Source organism: Cognatundibacterium rivi, assembly GCF_018139565.1.
Lineage (GTDB): Bacteria > Pseudomonadota > Gammaproteobacteria > Burkholderiales > Burkholderiaceae_D > Undibacterium > Undibacterium rivi.
On sequence record NZ_JAGSPK010000003.1, the window covers coordinates 104,060 to 119,519 of the forward strand.

Annotated in this window: 17 protein-coding genes; 12 read left to right on the plus strand and 5 right to left on the minus strand. The window is 51.5% G+C overall.

Annotated elements, in window-relative coordinates; translation table 11 throughout:
• Window positions 1–10: 10 nt before the first annotated feature.
• Window positions 11–667: an alginate O-acetyltransferase AlgF gene (locus KDM87_RS09155; RefSeq protein WP_212678803.1), complete on the minus strand. Its 657-nt coding sequence runs from the start codon at window positions 665–667 to the stop codon at window positions 11–13.
• 122 nt (window positions 668–789) lie between these two features.
• The gene (locus KDM87_RS09160; protein WP_186883212.1) at window positions 790–1,449 is read right to left on the minus strand and encodes an SGNH/GDSL hydrolase family protein; all 660 of its coding nucleotides are present in this window, start codon (window positions 1,447–1,449) and stop codon (window positions 790–792) included.
• Window positions 1,450–1,842: 393 nt separating this feature from the next.
• Between KDM87_RS09160 and argF the strand changes: the two genes are divergently transcribed.
• From argF to KDM87_RS09180, 4 genes are all read left to right on the plus strand, one after another.
• Window positions 1,843–2,757 carry an ornithine carbamoyltransferase gene (gene argF / locus KDM87_RS09165; RefSeq protein WP_212678804.1) on the plus strand — a complete coding sequence of 305 codons (915 nt, stop codon included), beginning with the start codon at window positions 1,843–1,845 and terminating at the stop codon, window positions 2,755–2,757.
• A 56-nt stretch (window positions 2,758–2,813) separates the two neighbouring features.
• On the plus strand, window positions 2,814–4,046 hold the full coding sequence (locus tag KDM87_RS09170; RefSeq protein WP_212678805.1) for an argininosuccinate synthase: 1,233 nt from the start codon (window positions 2,814–2,816) through the stop codon (window positions 4,044–4,046).
• Between the two features lie 76 nt (window positions 4,047–4,122).
• Window positions 4,123–4,440 (plus strand): pyrimidine/purine nucleoside phosphorylase, encoded by a 318-nt coding sequence (gene ppnP / locus KDM87_RS09175; RefSeq protein ID WP_212678806.1) that lies wholly within the window; start codon window positions 4,123–4,125, stop codon window positions 4,438–4,440.
• Window positions 4,441–4,700: 260 nt separating this feature from the next.
• Window positions 4,701–5,102: a lysozyme inhibitor LprI family protein gene (locus KDM87_RS09180; RefSeq protein WP_212678807.1), complete on the plus strand. Its 402-nt coding sequence runs from the start codon at window positions 4,701–4,703 to the stop codon at window positions 5,100–5,102.
• A gap of 125 nt (window positions 5,103–5,227) precedes the next feature.
• On the opposite strand, the gene murJ is transcribed toward KDM87_RS09180, so the two are convergent.
• On the minus strand, window positions 5,228–6,781 hold the full coding sequence (gene murJ / locus KDM87_RS09185; protein ID WP_212678808.1) for a murein biosynthesis integral membrane protein MurJ: 1,554 nt from the start codon (window positions 6,779–6,781) through the stop codon (window positions 5,228–5,230).
• Window positions 6,782–6,883: 102 nt separating this feature from the next.
• On the opposite strand from murJ, the gene KDM87_RS09190 reads away from it, so the two are divergent.
• A complete protein-coding gene (locus KDM87_RS09190) occupies window positions 6,884–7,972 on the plus strand; it encodes a serine hydrolase domain-containing protein (RefSeq protein ID WP_212678809.1) in 1,089 nt (362 codons plus the stop codon).
• 111 nt (window positions 7,973–8,083) lie between these two features.
• Here the strand turns inward: KDM87_RS09190 and KDM87_RS09195 are convergent, their stop codons facing one another.
• Window positions 8,084–8,557: an Lrp/AsnC family transcriptional regulator gene (locus tag KDM87_RS09195; protein WP_212678810.1), complete on the minus strand. Its 474-nt coding sequence runs from the start codon at window positions 8,555–8,557 to the stop codon at window positions 8,084–8,086.
• A gap of 206 nt (window positions 8,558–8,763) precedes the next feature.
• On the opposite strand from KDM87_RS09195, the gene kynB reads away from it, so the two are divergent.
• From kynB to KDM87_RS09230, 7 genes are all read left to right on the plus strand, one after another.
• Entirely contained in the window at window positions 8,764–9,453 is a 690-nt protein-coding gene (kynB, locus tag KDM87_RS09200; protein WP_212679240.1) for an arylformamidase, read from the plus strand.
• Window positions 9,450–10,700, plus strand: coding sequence for a kynureninase (gene kynU / locus KDM87_RS09205; protein ID WP_212678811.1), 1,251 nt, complete (start codon window positions 9,450–9,452; stop codon window positions 10,698–10,700). Before kynB ends, kynU begins: the two co-directional genes overlap by 4 nt.
• A gap of 76 nt (window positions 10,701–10,776) precedes the next feature.
• Window positions 10,777–11,631, plus strand: a complete 855-nt coding sequence (kynA, locus tag KDM87_RS09210) for a tryptophan 2,3-dioxygenase (RefSeq protein WP_212678812.1) — start codon at window positions 10,777–10,779, stop codon at window positions 11,629–11,631.
• 271 nt (window positions 11,632–11,902) lie between these two features.
• Window positions 11,903–12,148, plus strand: coding sequence for a hypothetical protein (locus KDM87_RS09215; protein WP_212678813.1), 246 nt, complete (start codon window positions 11,903–11,905; stop codon window positions 12,146–12,148).
• A gap of 73 nt (window positions 12,149–12,221) precedes the next feature.
• The gene (locus tag KDM87_RS09220; RefSeq protein ID WP_212678814.1) at window positions 12,222–12,848 is read left to right on the plus strand and encodes a LysE family translocator; all 627 of its coding nucleotides are present in this window, start codon (window positions 12,222–12,224) and stop codon (window positions 12,846–12,848) included.
• A 58-nt stretch (window positions 12,849–12,906) separates the two neighbouring features.
• Window positions 12,907–13,515, plus strand: coding sequence for a fumarylacetoacetate hydrolase family protein (locus KDM87_RS09225; RefSeq protein ID WP_212678815.1), 609 nt, complete (start codon window positions 12,907–12,909; stop codon window positions 13,513–13,515).
• Between the two features lie 140 nt (window positions 13,516–13,655).
• Window positions 13,656–14,243: a DUF4124 domain-containing protein gene (locus KDM87_RS09230; RefSeq protein WP_212678816.1), complete on the plus strand. Its 588-nt coding sequence runs from the start codon at window positions 13,656–13,658 to the stop codon at window positions 14,241–14,243.
• Window positions 14,244–14,355: 112 nt separating this feature from the next.
• Here the strand turns inward: KDM87_RS09230 and KDM87_RS09235 are convergent, their stop codons facing one another.
• The gene (locus tag KDM87_RS09235; RefSeq protein ID WP_212678817.1) at window positions 14,356–15,249 is read right to left on the minus strand and encodes an ankyrin repeat domain-containing protein; all 894 of its coding nucleotides are present in this window, start codon (window positions 15,247–15,249) and stop codon (window positions 14,356–14,358) included.
• Between the last annotated feature and the right edge of the window lie 211 nt (window positions 15,250–15,460).

Sequence of the window (15,460 nt, forward strand, 5' to 3'; positions counted from 1 at the left end):
CTGAATCAGATCAGGAAGTCGAATCACGTACAAAAAAAGTCTGACGACCTTTTTTCGCAGGAATCACGATAATGCTGTAACGTTCACCTGCTTGCAATTGCGACATATCTACCGCTGCACCGGCAGCGTCAGTGCCACAATTCGCCTGCACTGTCAGCGCCACAGGATTCACCAGGCGACGTTGTGTTGTGGCTGGTTTCACGCCTTCAAAAATCATCGCAGACTTGGCACCACCCGTCAGCGAGGCGGCAGCGCAACTGCTATCAACATTCATCAGAGAAATAGAAGAACGCATCGCATTGAAATCGGTCGGCGCTTCGCGCACCAGCATACTTTCAAGCGCAGCTCCTTTATTCAGGATGGTGACAGTAATAAATTCACCCGGCTTCGCCACAACTTCCACATTGGTTTTAGCGGCACCGACTTGCACACTGGCTTTCAGTTTATCGCCAGCCTTGACCGGATAAAACCGCGAAACACGACTCTCATTTTTAACATCCAGACTCACTTTAGCGGCGCCGTTGACGACAAGCGCCTTATCGCTGCTGGCATTCAGAAAACGCACGAAGGATGAATCCTGACCAGGGCCGGTTTCATACAAAGGATTATCTGCGTAAGCACTCAGAGACAAGACAGAAGCCAGGCAAGTAAGGATAATTTTTTTCATTTTGATGAATCAGTCTATGCGGTCAAAGACAAAGCCGACAATACAAACAGGATCATGCCAGCCAAAAACACCCGTGCGCCACAGATAGGAATCTGGTGGCGCACGGCCGGACAATCTGGATATTAACGTTTGATCGAATTCAGAATCGCAGGTGTGGCAATCGCATTACCAATCGCACTGCCCCAGGATTTATAGCCAGCGCCATCAAAATGCTGACCATCTATCGTGCCCCATTCGCCAGGTTTAGACAGGCTGAGTGAATCGATATAAGTGCATGGCGCCACGATCTCAGACAGATAACCGGACATTTCTTTGGCACGGGCATAGGTTTTATTGAATTTGCCGCCTTCAGTACCCCAGGCCGGGCCAACCCAGACGCAACTCACATTGTTATTTTTGACGCCTTTGGTCAGACGGGAAACCTGTTGCCAGACCCAGTTTTTTTGCAGCTCTGGCTGAGAATACGACGCCATCGTATCGCCATTCACCACAACCACCAGATTTGGTTTGTAGGTTTTCACCAGTTCATTGAACGGGCGCGTCATTGCATCCTGCCCGGTTTTCACTTCGACCGGACCATCTTTCAGACGAACCGCACCGCCGCAAGAAGACTGGCTCTTTACCATCCAGTCGCCAGCAGCGACACCGCAGGCACCGAAAGAATAAACGACGGCACCTTTATTCATCAGATCATCGTGTAAAGTCGTGATCAGATAATCTGGTGTGGACATATGGCTATCGCCAATAATCAGGACGGTCAGTCCGGCTAACAGTGCGCTCATAATAATTAATCCGGTAAATGTTGTTCAATACAAACAATCTGCCAGCTCGAACGCCAGTCAGATTAAGACGAATTCTCTGAAGAAATAAATTCTGCAATCAGCGGCATTATAAATAGCTTACCGAGAACCAATGATGTCAGATCAATAAGATTATCAAGCTGAGTTACTTTTTTTTACTAATTCACGAAAATTAACAATTCCGGACACAATCAAACAACATTTCAATATCACGACAACAAAGCTGATTTTTCGCAAATAAATGTCAAAAGCACCCACAAATTAATTTTCAAACCCGTCATCTTCTGAATTTAATATGGGAAAGCCGCTTTAATCCTTTATAATGAAGCAGTTATAACAGGCGGCGGCAAGCTCAACTTGCTGCCGGTTTTATTTATGGCTATCAAACATTTCCTGCAATTTTCCGATTTTACGCTGACCGAATTTGAATATGTGATGCAACGTGCGCGCATCATCAAACAACGGTTCAAAGCTTATCAGACCTATCACCCTCTGCTCGACAGAACGCTGGTGATGGTTTTCGAGAAAAATTCCACCCGTACCCGTTTGTCATTTGAAGCTGGCATGCATCAGCTCGGCGGTGCTGCAATTTATCTGAACACGCGTGACAGTCAGCTTGGCCGCGGCGAACCTGTCGAAGACGCAGGTCAGGTCATGTCCCGCATGTGCGACATCATCATGATCCGCACATTCGAGCAAGAGATGATAGAAAAATTCGCCGCCAATTCGCGCGTACCCGTCATCAATGGTTTAACCAACCAACATCATCCGTGTCAGGTACTGGCCGACGTGTTCACCTATATCGAACATCGTGGCTCCATCACCGGCAAAAAAGTGGCGTGGATAGGCGACGCGAACAATATGCTGTATTCGTGGCTGCAGGCCGCCCAGATATTCAATTTCCATCTGCATATTTCCACCCCTAAAGGCTATGACATGGATATGTCACTGGTCAGCGCAGATCCATCGCAGTACACCTTGTTCGACAATCCATCCGATGCCTGTGCCGGTGTTGATCTGGTGAATACCGATGTCTGGACCAGTATGGGTTACGAAGCCGAAAATCAGGCCCGTCTGCAAGCATTTGACGGCTGGATTGTGGATGAAGAAAAAATGGCGCGCGCCAATCCGGATGCGCTGTTTATGCATTGTCTGCCAGCCCATCGCGGCGAAGAAGTCTCGGCTGGCGTCATTGATGGCCCACAGTCTGTCGTCTGGGATGAAGCAGAAAACCGCCTGCACGTACAAAAAGCTTTATTAGAATATCTGGTTGTCGGCGAAATCAGCTGAACCGGATTGAGCACACACGTTTTAACTCGAAATAATAGACACTTTGAAAGCACACTATGAGCGATATTAAAAAAGTCGTCCTCGCCTATTCCGGCGGTCTGGATACCTCAGTCATTCTGAAATGGCTGCAAGACAATTATCAATGCGAAATCGTGACCTTCACTGCCGATCTGGGCCAGGGTGAAGAGCTGGAACCGGCACGCGCCAAAGCCATCAAATTCGGCATCAAACCGGAAAACATTTATATCGATGACGTGCGTGAAGAATTCGTCCGCGATTTCGTTTTCCCTATGTTCCGCGCCAATACGATTTACGAAGGTGAATACCTGCTCGGCACGTCGATTGCGCGTCCGCTGATCGCCAAACGCCTGATCGAAATCGCCAAAGAAACCGGTGCCGATGCGATCTCGCACGGTGCAACTGGTAAAGGTAACGACCAGGTACGTTTTGAACTCGGTGCTTATGCGCTGATGCCAGGCGTGAAAATCATTGCACCGTGGCGTGAATGGGATTTGTTGTCACGCGAAAAACTGATGAAATACGCCCAAGATGCCGGCATAGAAATCGACCAGAAACACAAAAACGGCGGCGCGCCGTATTCCATGGATGCGAATCTGCTGCACATCAGTTTTGAAGGCCGCCACCTGGAAAACCCAAGTGCCGAAGCAGAAGAATCGATGTGGCGCTGGACCGTCAGTCCGGAACAGGCACCAGATGCACCTGAATATCTGGATATCGAATTTGAACGCGGTGACATCGTGTCCCTGAATGGCAAACGCTTGTCACCTGCAGCGGTGCTGACTGAACTGAACCGTCTGGGTGGTAAGCACGGTATCGGTCGTCTCGATCTGGTGGAAAACCGCTATGTCGGTATGAAATCCCGCGGTTGCTATGAAACGCCAGGCGGTACCATCATGCTGCGCGCGCACCGTGCAATTGAATCGATCACGCTGGATCGCGAAGTCGCGCATCTGAAAGATGATCTGATGCCACGTTACGCCAGCATGATTTACAACGGCTACTGGTGGGCACCAGAGCGCATCGCTCTGCAAACACTGATCGATCAGACACAACAAACGGTCAATGGCTGGGTACGCGTCAAGCTGTACAAAGGCAATGTGATCACCGTATCGCGTGATTCCAAAACAGATTCTCTGTTCGACATGAACATTGCTACTTTTGATGAAGACGGCGGCGCTTACAACCAGGCGGATGCCGGTGGTTTCATCAAGCTCAACGCATTGCGTATGCGTATTGCAGCAAATGCCCGCGCAAAACGCGGTCAGTAATCAGGAAATACACCCGCTTTTATCAATGCAACTCAGCCCGCTTTTTACGCGGGCTGTTTTTTTGGAATAAAACAAGATGACAACTCAATTCGACCAGGTCAGCGTCGTAAAAAAAGCGAATATTTACTTCGACGGCAAATGCGTTTCCCACACAGTATTGCTGGCTGACGGCACAAAAAAAACCATAGGCGTGATCTTCCCATCCAGCCTGGTATTCAATACCGGTGCAGCTGAAATCATGGAGCTGAACGCAGGCAAATGCCGCATCCGCGTCAAAGGCGACAGTGAATGGTCAACCTACGAAGGCGGCCAGCAATTCCAGGTACCCGCCAATTCCAGCTTCGAAATCGAAACGCTGGAAACCCTGGATTACGTTTGCCATTTCGTCGTCTGAATTATTTCATCACCTCAGAGTCAGTTGAGGTTTCGCAGCAGTAGCCATAAAAACCGCAAGCGATGGCAAACATGCTTTCGTCTTTCCTTTTCAGTTTGCTCTGTTGCACAGCGATTGCCCGGTCTTTTTTGGCTGGGCAATTGCATTTTTTACCGTATGTTGTGGAATACTGGACAGACACAAAGAAAAATCAGGTTCCCAAAAATCTTAGCCTTCAACTTTTCAAACTGAAAATGAAAAAATCATCGTTCGCAAAATACATGTTGGCTACTATTTTTACACTACTTGGTAACGCAGCATGGTCAGCGCAAAACCTCGCAGTATGTGTCAATAGCAAAGGTATAGCCGAGGAGGCGGAGTGCCTCTCTAAGGAAATTGATTTGAAGGTCGCCAAGTTTCAGAAATATTTTTTGGCGGCGCAGAAACAGGAAAGTTTATCCGGGCGCTCCGCTGAAAAATTAATCGAAGCTCAGCAAACCTGGGAGAAATATCTGCGGCAGCATTGTGATTATCTGTATAGCCGCGAGCAAGGTAGCGCTCGTTTTCGCGACTCTGCAGAATGTCAGTTACGGCTCTACGATGAGCGTATCAATGAAATCTGGATTTCCTATCTGACTTTTTTCGGTTCTGCAGAACCGGTACTCCCAGATCCTAAAAAATAATTGCGCGTAATCCAAGTTGGGATGTATTGTTTTCTGAACTTAATTCAGCGACTCAGGAACTAAAATCAGGCGCTAAAACACTTGTTCACTCACGGTGACATCCCTTTTTATTACAGTAAACAACATCAGACTTTCGCTGTTTTCCTGAAATCTTTCGGGCGGAAGCCCATTACCGCCAGCGCACCGAAATACGCCGCAGCCGATATCAGTATCAGTACGAACAATGCGCCTGCGCGCAGCAATGGTGTATGTTTCATCGCAAGCCAGTGTATCTGATCTGACATCCAAGACGATACCGCAGCCATCAGCATTAAAGCCGCAGCCAGTTTAATCAGGAACATCAGCCAGCCTTTTTGCGGCTGAAAAATACCGCGGCGGCGCAATCCAACAAACAGCAACAGTGCGTTGATGCAAGCGCCCAGACCGACCGACAAAGCCAGACCGGCATGCGCAAACAAAGGCACAAACACCAGATTCAGTAATTGCGTTGCGATCATTACGGTCAGCGCGATTTTGACTGGCGTGCGTATATCCTGCCGCGCATAAAAACCCGGTGCCAGAATTTTCACCACGATCAGACCGATCAGACCAATGCCATAAGAAATCAGGGCATGCGAGGTCATCTGCACCGCATGATCATCGAATTTACCATGATGAAACAAGGTAGCGGTCAGCGCTTCGGGAATCGTCGCAAGCGCCACAGCAGCAGGCATCGCTAACAGGAAAGTCAGACGCAAGCCCCAATCGAGCAATGCCGAATACTCCGTTGTGTCGCCGTCAGCATTCGCCTTGGACAAACCCGGTAGCAAGATCGTGCCTAAAGCGACGCCCAGCAGCGCGGTTGGGAATTCCATTAGCCTATCTGCACTGGCCAGCCAGCTGGTACTGCCTGCCACCATTTTGGAAGCCAGACTAGTGTTGATCAGAATACTGATCTGCGACGCCGAAACGGCCAGGATCGCTGGCAGCATATTGCGCACAATGCGGCGCACGCCTTCGTCCTGCCAGGCAGTATGCGGCCGCCAGCCTATGCGTGGCAACATGCCAATTTTGACCAGAGCCGGAATCTGGATCGCCATTTGCAGCACACCCCCAACGAAAACGGCAATCGCCAGCGCATAAATCGGTTGCTCCAGATAGCGTGACAGCCACAAAGATCCGGCTATCGAGGTCAGGTTATAAATCACCGGCGTAAAAGCCGGTATTTTGAATTCGCGCCAGGTATTTAAAATACCGCCAGCCAGCGCCACCATCGACATAAAACCGATGTAAGGGAACATGATGCGAGTCATCACCACGCTGGCATTAAATACATCAGGCCGGTCTAACAGACCGTTCGCGGCCACATACAAAATCACCGGTGCACCGACGATACCGGCGGCGCAGGTCAGCAGCAAAGCCCAGGTCAGCAAGGTCGCGACATGATCGACCAGTGCCTTCGTCGCTTCTTCGCCCTGTCTGACTTTATATTCGGCCAGAATCGGTACAAAGGCCTGCGCGAACGCGCCTTCGGCAAATAAACGACGTAAAAGATTCGGGATACGGAACGCGATATTGAATGCATCGGACAGTGCATTCGCGCCGAACTGGCTGTTAATCAGAATGTCGCGCGCCAGGCCTGTAATGCGCGACAACATCGTCATGCCGCTGATAGAAGCAAGAGTTTTCAGTAAATTCATGGTGCGGCATTATATCGCGAGCGCCTTCATGCACTGCACAATCTTCCGCTTTTACCGTGATTTGTTACACTGCGGTTTCTGATCTGTTCCCGGAGTAGAGCCATGCCCCGCCTCTGTCATCTCATTAAGTTTCTGCGCAGCAGCACCCTCATCGTTCTGAGCCTGTTGAGTGCGCTATCCGCCCAGAATGTCGCGGCAAAACAGCCTGATCCGCTGGAAACCGCCGCCAGCCAGTTGTTTGCCAGCGGTTTCCGCGGTGCGCTACTTGCGGCGCGCGGCGATAAGATTTTGCTGCAAAAAAGCAGCGCCGACTTTGGTGATCTGCAACGCCCTTTCCGTTTCGCCTCGATCACCAAGCAAATGACCGCGATCCTGATAATGCAGGAAGTCGATGCCGGGCGTTTGCAACTCGATCAGCCGCTGGGAAAGTATTGGCCCGATTATCCGAATCCGCAGGCGCGCCAGATCACGCTGCGGCAACTGTTGACGCATTATTCCAGCCTTTACAATGAAAACGCCGAGCCTACGTTTCACATGCGTAATGCCAATCAGGGCGACAATATGCAGGCCTTCGCAAGCGGCATCTGCGCAGGGCCAATGAAAAGTGCGCCGGGCAGCACATTCGACTACAACAACTGCGACTATCTTGTGCTGGGTGCTCTGCTGGAAAAAATCAGCGGTCAGCCTTTTGCCCAATTACTCCAAAGACGCCTGTTCCAGCCTTCCGGCATGAAAAGCGCTGGCATGTACAACGCCGCGATGCCGGACAACCCGGCGCATGTGCACGGCACACTGGGTGGGAAAGCTGAACCGGAAGTGAATTTCGCCAGTTACGGCGCGGCCGGTTCGTCGTATGGCACGCTGCAAGACTTACTCGCCTTTGACCGCGCCTTCATTGCGGGCAAGCTGCTGACGCCCGCCGCCCGCGCTGACATGCTGAAACCGAATGCCACCGGCGGTGCGCTCGGCGTCTGGGTCTATCCATTCAAAGGCGCTGACGAACGCAAACCGACCACCATCGTCGAACGTCAGGGCTGGATCGCCGGTGTGCGCATCCTGAATCTGCTCGATATCCAAAACGGTCATATCCTGATCCTCGTCAGCACCAACGGCGACCTTGATCTGACCCAGACCTGGAACAATCAGGGCCCGGCAGCAGGAATACTGAAAGCGCTGTTACAGAGTAAATAAGCCTGTAAAACAGCTTCCAGAGGCAAAAATATACTCCCCGGGGTATATTTAAAAGCCCTTTGTTTATGCTGAGAATAAGGCGAAAATCGAAGATACTCCCCTGAAATTGCCTTATTCCTCGAGTAAAGCAGTATCAATCTGCTGGGTATCTTTCAACGTCTGCAAGACAATATTCGAGCGGATATCGAGCACGCCGGCGGTTTTGTAGAGGCGTTCCAGAACGAAGCTGGAGTAATGCTTGAGATTGCGGGCACGCACACGCAGCAGGTAATTGGCGTCGCCGGTGATGATGTAGGAACCGGTCACTTCCGGCCACTGCTGCAAGGCTTGCGAAAAATTCTCATGCCATTGTTCGACATCGCGCCGCATCGTCACCTGCACAAACGCATCCACCTCCAGCCCGACTTTTTCGGTATCAATCACGGCGCAATAATGATGAATCACGCCGGCCTCTTCCAGCATACGCACCCGCCGCAGGCAGGATGAGGGCGATAAAAATACTTTGTCCGCCAATTCCTGATTGCTGATACGGCCATCGGTTTGCAGGTAATCGAGAATTTTCAGATCGGTCGCATCGAGTTGCATGGTTTTCCTGTTTTCTGGTGTATTTGCGCAATGCAAAAAAACACCTTCACATTTTCCGTCAAATAACACTTATTTATTCGCAGCATATTCTACCAATGCCGTTTTTAATAATGTGATTTGCAACAATTATTCAGGCAATCCAGCATAAAATCTCTGCCTGTTCTGTTAAGGAGTTTGCCATGTCTGATCTGTCTAAGCTGCCTGAAATGCCGCGTTTGTGGGACATCACACCGGCGATACAACCGGGGATTCCGGTCTGGCCGGGCGACAGTGCTTACAGCGCTGAAACCACTTGGCAAATTGCCGACGGCTGCCCGGTCAAAGTCAGCAAGATCACGATGTCCACCCATACCGGCGCACATTGCGACGCGCCTTCGCATTACGATGTTGACGGTAAATCCATCGATCAGGTCGCGCTGGAGACCTATATCGGTACCTGCCGCGTGATTCATTGTGTCGGCGTGGCGCAGGTTTTACCAGAACACGTCAGCGACTGTTTGCACAACCTGCCGCCCCGCGTGCTGTTCCGCACCTATCGGCAAGCGCCGCAAATGCAATGGGATGCAGATTTTCCGAGTATTGCCCCGGCAACCATCGATCTGCTGGCGCAGCACGGCGTCAGGCTGATTGGCATCGACAGCCCGTCTTTCGACCCGCAGGAATCCAAAACGCTGGATGCACATCTGCGCATGAAGCAGCATCAGATGGCGATTCTGGAAGGCATTGTTCTTGATGATGTGCCTGAGGGCGATTACGAATTAATCTGTCTGCCCTTAAAACTCGCCGGACTCGATGCCAGCCCGGTGCGGGCGATACTCAGAGCGCTGCCGACAATCAAAACCGCATCAGCGTACAACCATATACACCACGATAATATTTTCAGGAGATCACGATGACCACGCCCAACAGCCGCGCCGCCTGCGAGCAACTCGATCAGCAAGACCCGCTGGCCGCTTTACGCGATGAATTTCTTTTGCCCGACGGCGTTATTTATCTCGACGGTAATTCACTGGGTGCGCGCCCGAAAGCCTCGCTGCAAAGGGCGCAGGAAGTGATCGCGCAGGAATGGGGCACCGATCTGATCAAAAGCTGGAATAAGGCTGGCTGGTTCGATCTGCCGTCCACACTGGGAAATCAGCTCGCACCGCTGATCGGCGCGCAGGCAGACGAAGTGGTCGTCACCGACTCGACCTCCATTAATTTGTTCAAAGCCATCAGCGCGGCCTTGCAGATGCAATCCGGCGATGCGCAACGCAAAGTCATCATCACCGAGCGCAGCAATTTCCCTACCGATATTTACATGGCGGAAGGCATCACCCGCTGGCTGGATCGCGACTATCAGATACAACTGATCGATACTCCTGACGAGCTGCCGCAGGTCATCAATGAAAAAACGGCGCTGGTGATGTTGACGCATGTGAACTACCGCACCGGCTATCTGCACGATATGGCAGCGGTGACCGCCCTGATTCATCAGCACGGTGCGCTGGCCTTATGGGATCTGGCACATTCCGCCGGCGCGGTGCCTGTGGAATTGAATGCGGCGCAGGCCGATTTCGCAGTTGGCTGCACTTATAAATATCTGAATGGCGGCCCCGGTGCGCCCGCATTCATCTGGGTACCGCGACGCCATCAGGCTGCATTTCAGCATCCGCTGTCGGGCTGGTGGGGGCATGCAAGCCCATTCGCGATGCAGCCGCATTTTGAGCCAACGGCCAGTATCCGCCGCGCCTTGTGCGGCACGCAACCGATGGTGTCGCTGGCGCTGGTCGGCTGCGGTCTCGATATCTTCGGTAAAACCACGATGCAGGCGATACGCGAAAAATCACTGGCATTAACTGATTTATTTATCGCGCTGGTTGAAAGCCAGTGCGCCGCACATCCGCTGGAACTGGTCACGCCACGTCAACACCAGCAACGCGGCAGCCAGGCCAGTTTCCATCATCCGCATGCTTACGCGATTATCCAGGCCTTGATAGAACGCGGCGTGATCGGCGATTACCGCGAGCCCGGCATCATGCGTTTTGGTTTCACCCCTTTATACGTGCGTTATGTCGATGTCTGGGATGCCGTTGCCAATCTGCGCGACATACTCGACCGCGAAGATTACGATCTGCATGCAAAGCGTCATGCCGTGACCTGATCACAGCGGCGATAAAGACAAATGAGCAGATAAGTCAGCAGACAAAGCAACAGCAACGATAAAAAAGAGGAACACAATGAGCAACGACAATACACCCGCTGGCAAATGCCCGATGGCATGGCATGGCGCACAGATGGATTTTTCGAATGACATGAGTTACGGCGATTATCTGGGTCTGGATCAGATACTGACGGCGCAACATCCGCGCTCGCCAAATCACAACGAGATGCTGTTTATCGTACAGCACCAGACCAGCGAACTCTGGATTAAGCTGATGCTGCATGAGCTGCATGCGGTGCGGGTACAGATACGCAATAATGATTTGCCGCCTGCGTTCAAAATGCTGTCACGCGTGGCACGCATCATGGATCAGCTGGTGCACGCCTGGGATGTGCTGGCAACCATGACGCCGAGTGAATACACCGCGATCCGCCCTTACCTCGGAGCCTCGTCCGGCTTTCAATCGCATCAGTACCGCGAACTGGAATACCTGCTCGGCAATAAGAATGCGGCCTTACTGAGCGTGCATGAAAGCAAACCGGCAATCCATGCCACGCTCAGCGATGCGTTGCACACGCCATCGATTTACGATGAAGCGATCATGCTGATGGCACGGCAGGGTCTGGCGATTGATGCTGAGCGCTTGCAAGCAGACTGGACACAATCGACGACCGCCAATGAATCCGTTAAAGCCGCATGGCTGCAAGTGTACCGCGCGCCGGAACAACACTGGTCTTTGTATGAGCTGGCAGAAAAACTGGTGGATATGGAAACCGCTTTCCGCATCTGGCGCTTCCGTCATGTGACCACCGTAGAACGCATCATCGGCTTTAAAACCGGTACCGGCGGCACGGCTGGCGTCAGTTACCTGCGCAAGATGCTGGATGTGGTGCTGTTTCCGGAATTATTCGCCCTGCGCACCGCGCTGTAAGCATGAGTGCCTGTCAAACCTGACTCAAGAAGCTAGTCACAACATCCTCGCAGCCCGTCCGTCCCGGCAGCGGCTTGGCGGGATGTTGACGCCGCGCAATCTTTCTGCCCTTGATGGATTTATAATGTGAGGGTGTTTCACGGATACCCACTTATTGATTATCCACCCCGCCACAGCAACCTTATGACCATCACCAGTTGCATGATGAGTGTCCGTAGCAGTAAGAGGGCATAAGAACGATGTCGCGGCTGGTTTGATTATGGAGTCTGACATGCACCGCCACGGTATTACCGCTATTCCTGATTTCCCCGCTTCTGCCACACCGCTGACCGATATCGCCCATATTGACGCGCAGCGCCACGATCTGCGCACTGCAGCGTATGTGGAAACCGCGATCCGCCTGCAACAAAGCCACGGCACCAGTTGCGCGCTGGAATACCTGCAGGCGAATGATGTTGATCCAGTCACTAGCGGGCGAGTCCTGAGCCATCCGGAAAAACGCCGCCACTCACTGTAATTTAAGCACAGCGGACGATACCCGCTTGAAGGCAAATCGCAGATAATGTTGGTTTGCTTTTCTGGGTGATGCCATGCTGACTTTACAAACTGCGCTGACTTTCTTTGGTATTTCAATTTTGCTGGGACTGACGCCCGGCCCCGATAACCTGTTCGTGCTGATGCAATCGGCAACGCAGGGACGCAAAGCGGGCATGCTGGTCGTCTTTGGTCTCAGTACCGGCATCATCGTCCACACCAGCGCCATTGCGATGGGGCTGGCCACACTGTTTGCCGCCTCGGCGACCGCATTTCTTGTTCTCAAATTCGTCGGCGCAGCTTATCTTGCGTATCTGGCGTGGGGCGCGTTTCATGCTCCGGTCGGCGATACGGCAGGTAACAGCGCACTGATCATGCGTCCGGCGCAGCTGTATTTGCGCGGCATTATCATGAATCTGACGAATCCTAAGGTCGTGTTATTTTTCCTCGCGTTGCTGCCGCAGTTTGTCTCCGCAGAACGTGGTGCGATTGCACCGCAGTTTTTTCAGCTTGGTGCCATTTTCATCATCTCAACCTTGATCACCTTTGGTGGTATCGCCTGGTTCGCCGCCAGTGTCGGTCAGCGTTTGCGCCGCTCGGCACAAGCACAGCGCTGGCTCAATCGCAGCGCGGCGACTGTGTTTGCCTTACTGGCCGCCAAACTCGCATTCGCGCAACGCTGAGAAAGTTCTTTACATCAATTCAACTGGTCGCTTTCGCGACAGAAATTCAGGAGTCAACATGCATACCGTGATACGCGAAAATCAGGCCGTCGTGCCATCCAAAATCGTCTGTGCTGGCCGCAATTATGTCGAACATATCGCCGAACTCGATAACGAAGTTCCGACAGAACCGGTGATTTTTGTCAAACCAAATTCGGCTCTGTCTGAGGAACTGCGCTCGGATGGCGACGATATCCATTTCGAAGGTGAAATCAGCTTCCTGTTGCAGAATGGCCAGATCGATGCGGTCGGTTTCGGTCTCGATCTGACCCGCCGTGCGGTGCAGACCAACCTGAAAAAACAAGGATTACCGTGGGAACGCGCCAAAGCGTTTGATGGCTCGGCAGTATTCAGCCAGTTTGTGCGCTTCGACGGCAATCTGGAAGCGCTACGGCTGGAATTACTGATTAACGGACAGCTCGCACAACATGGCGGCACACCGCTGATGCTGTTTAAACCTGCACAATTACTGGCATCGATACAGAGTTTTATGAGCCTCAATGATGGCGACATCCTGATGACAGGCACACCGAAAGGCGTGGGACCAGTTCAAAGCGGTGCAATTTTCACCGGCAGGATTTATTCCGGCGACCACCTGCTGGTCGAGCAGCAATGGACGGCGTTGTGATCAAGTAAAAAATAAACCATCACTTTGTAACAGATATTTTACAATACCCCTCGATAAAATCTTTGTCTCCCGCCGCTGCATTGCTGGTCAGAAAAAAGCGCGGGAACAATTCATTACCTTTATTTTTGACTGGAGTATTCATGCTCAACCCGGTTGTCTGTTTTTCTGTTGTGCTTATCCTGCTTGCACCGCTATCGGCACACGCTGATTTAAAAAAATGTGTCAGCAGTACCGGTACGGTTACCTACACAGATCAACCTTGCGCCAGCAAAGCAGGCGAATCAGTCAAGGAAGTCCGTGACGACGCAGCATTAAAGAAAATCAGCTCTCGCATCAAAGAGCAGGATGTAGGAAAAAGCTGCTGGCAACTGTCGCATCGCTATTCACAATGCAGCGTCGCCGTGGAGCAGTTGCTGATGTCGAATTTCCGCGAAAACTGCGCTATCCCTATGAATCAGTTCGAGCGCGAACGGGCAAATGAGAATTCACGATCAAGAAATTATCGTGAAGAACAAGAAGGAAATGATCTCGAATACAACCATCGCTATACCCGTAAAAGCCGCGATGTACTTGAATGTGATGGTCTGCAAAGAAATATGTGGGACTTTCTGAAATCCACATTCAACGACAAGATCAGCCAGCAAGACGCAAAAGCCATCGATTACAAACTGCAAGTAGCTCCCGCGGACGGTCGCGATCCCGTCATTCTGAAACGTAATAAACATTAATCGTCACAGCTACTACTGCAAACAAACTGGGAATAGTGCCGAAAGAGCTTTATACACAGCCATTAACGCGTATGAAGCTATTTTTTATGCTTTTTTTCACAGCCGTCGATTTTTACAGACGGTCAATCACACTCACATTGCGATAGCGGTAATTGTCACGCGCTTCGATGGCGAGATCTTTCGGCGTATTACCATCTTCATCTCTGACTGTGACCGGAGCACCGGCGGCCAGCAAGGTATCCACCACATTATTTGACTGTGCCGTCATCGCCGCAAAATGCAGCGCGGTTCTGCCCTTTTTGTCAGTCAGATAAACCGAGGCCGAATTGCGCAATAACTCGGCAACGATATCGTTCTTCCCTTCTTTGGCAGCGTAATGCAAAGGCGTCATTCCCAGCGGATCTTTCGCATCGATATCGGCACCGGCACCGGCCAGCACACTGATCGCTTTGACGCTGGCGTAATGTATGGGAAAGCGCCCGACATTATCCGGCTCATTCATGTTCAGGCCTTTGCTCACCAACAGCGCCAGCACTTTATTATCCATACCACCTTGCGCAGCGATATGCATCAGGGTTTTACCGTCACGACTGCGTTCGGCAGGATTTAATCCCAACCCCAGAAAATATTCTATCCGGTCGCCCTGCGCCCGCATCGCCACTGATTGCAGCAAAGTCATATCACGCATGATGCCAATGTTTTTCGGTTCGGCACCATTGGCCACGATCCATTTCAGGCTATCCAGTGAAGCGCTGCCTGCCACATCGTACAGGAGACGGTTCATGCGGGCGGTTCCGGCTTTTCTGGCGACGTCCGCGAGATTACTGCGCTCGTTGTTGTTATCGATTAAGCCTTGCTCAAGAAAGATGGATTGCAACTCCATGCGCAGCGGCGCTGATTGCGCCATCCTGCGATTATTAGTCGTACACCATGCCATCAAGCTGACCAGAATCAAAACGATGACGATTCTTGCCCACGTCATGCCACGAGAAGTCTTACCACTCATTCGTACTCCGTCACGAAAATTACAAAATAGATATGGTCTATTTTACTGAGTTTTATTTTTTACGAAGATATTTTCAGGCACATCGCAATGCTGCGACGGTTTTCATCCTTGTTTCAGGCGAGCCAACTAGCGATGACAGATTGCCCTTACGGGCAGTAAATGAAGGCTTTTTAATGAAAAGATACTGGGGGGGAGTATTTTTAAAGCCCCT

Coding starts and splice junctions, on each gene's coding strand:
- KDM87_RS09155 (WP_212678803.1), bottom strand. CDS start 667: ATGAAAAAAATTATCCTTACTTGCCTGGCTTCTGTCTTGTCTCTGAGT.
- KDM87_RS09160 (WP_186883212.1), bottom strand. CDS start 1,449: ATGAGCGCACTGTTAGCCGGACTGACCGTCCTGATTATTGGCGATAGC.
- argF (WP_212678804.1), top strand. CDS start 1,843: ATGGCTATCAAACATTTCCTGCAATTTTCCGATTTTACGCTGACCGAA.
- KDM87_RS09170 (WP_212678805.1), top strand. CDS start 2,814: ATGAGCGATATTAAAAAAGTCGTCCTCGCCTATTCCGGCGGTCTGGAT.
- ppnP (WP_212678806.1), top strand. CDS start 4,123: ATGACAACTCAATTCGACCAGGTCAGCGTCGTAAAAAAAGCGAATATT.
- KDM87_RS09180 (WP_212678807.1), top strand. CDS start 4,701: ATGTTGGCTACTATTTTTACACTACTTGGTAACGCAGCATGGTCAGCG.
- murJ (WP_212678808.1), bottom strand. CDS start 6,781: ATGAATTTACTGAAAACTCTTGCTTCTATCAGCGGCATGACGATGTTG.
- KDM87_RS09190 (WP_212678809.1), top strand. CDS start 6,884: ATGCCCCGCCTCTGTCATCTCATTAAGTTTCTGCGCAGCAGCACCCTC.
- KDM87_RS09195 (WP_212678810.1), bottom strand. CDS start 8,557: ATGCAACTCGATGCGACCGATCTGAAAATTCTCGATTACCTGCAAACC.
- kynB (WP_212679240.1), top strand. CDS start 8,764: ATGCCGCGTTTGTGGGACATCACACCGGCGATACAACCGGGGATTCCG.
- kynU (WP_212678811.1), top strand. CDS start 9,450: ATGACCACGCCCAACAGCCGCGCCGCCTGCGAGCAACTCGATCAGCAA.
- kynA (WP_212678812.1), top strand. CDS start 10,777: ATGAGCAACGACAATACACCCGCTGGCAAATGCCCGATGGCATGGCAT.
- KDM87_RS09215 (WP_212678813.1), top strand. CDS start 11,903: ATGCACCGCCACGGTATTACCGCTATTCCTGATTTCCCCGCTTCTGCC.
- KDM87_RS09220 (WP_212678814.1), top strand. CDS start 12,222: ATGCTGACTTTACAAACTGCGCTGACTTTCTTTGGTATTTCAATTTTG.
- KDM87_RS09225 (WP_212678815.1), top strand. CDS start 12,907: ATGCATACCGTGATACGCGAAAATCAGGCCGTCGTGCCATCCAAAATC.
- KDM87_RS09230 (WP_212678816.1), top strand. CDS start 13,656: ATGCTCAACCCGGTTGTCTGTTTTTCTGTTGTGCTTATCCTGCTTGCA.
- KDM87_RS09235 (WP_212678817.1), bottom strand. CDS start 15,249: ATGAGTGGTAAGACTTCTCGTGGCATGACGTGGGCAAGAATCGTCATC.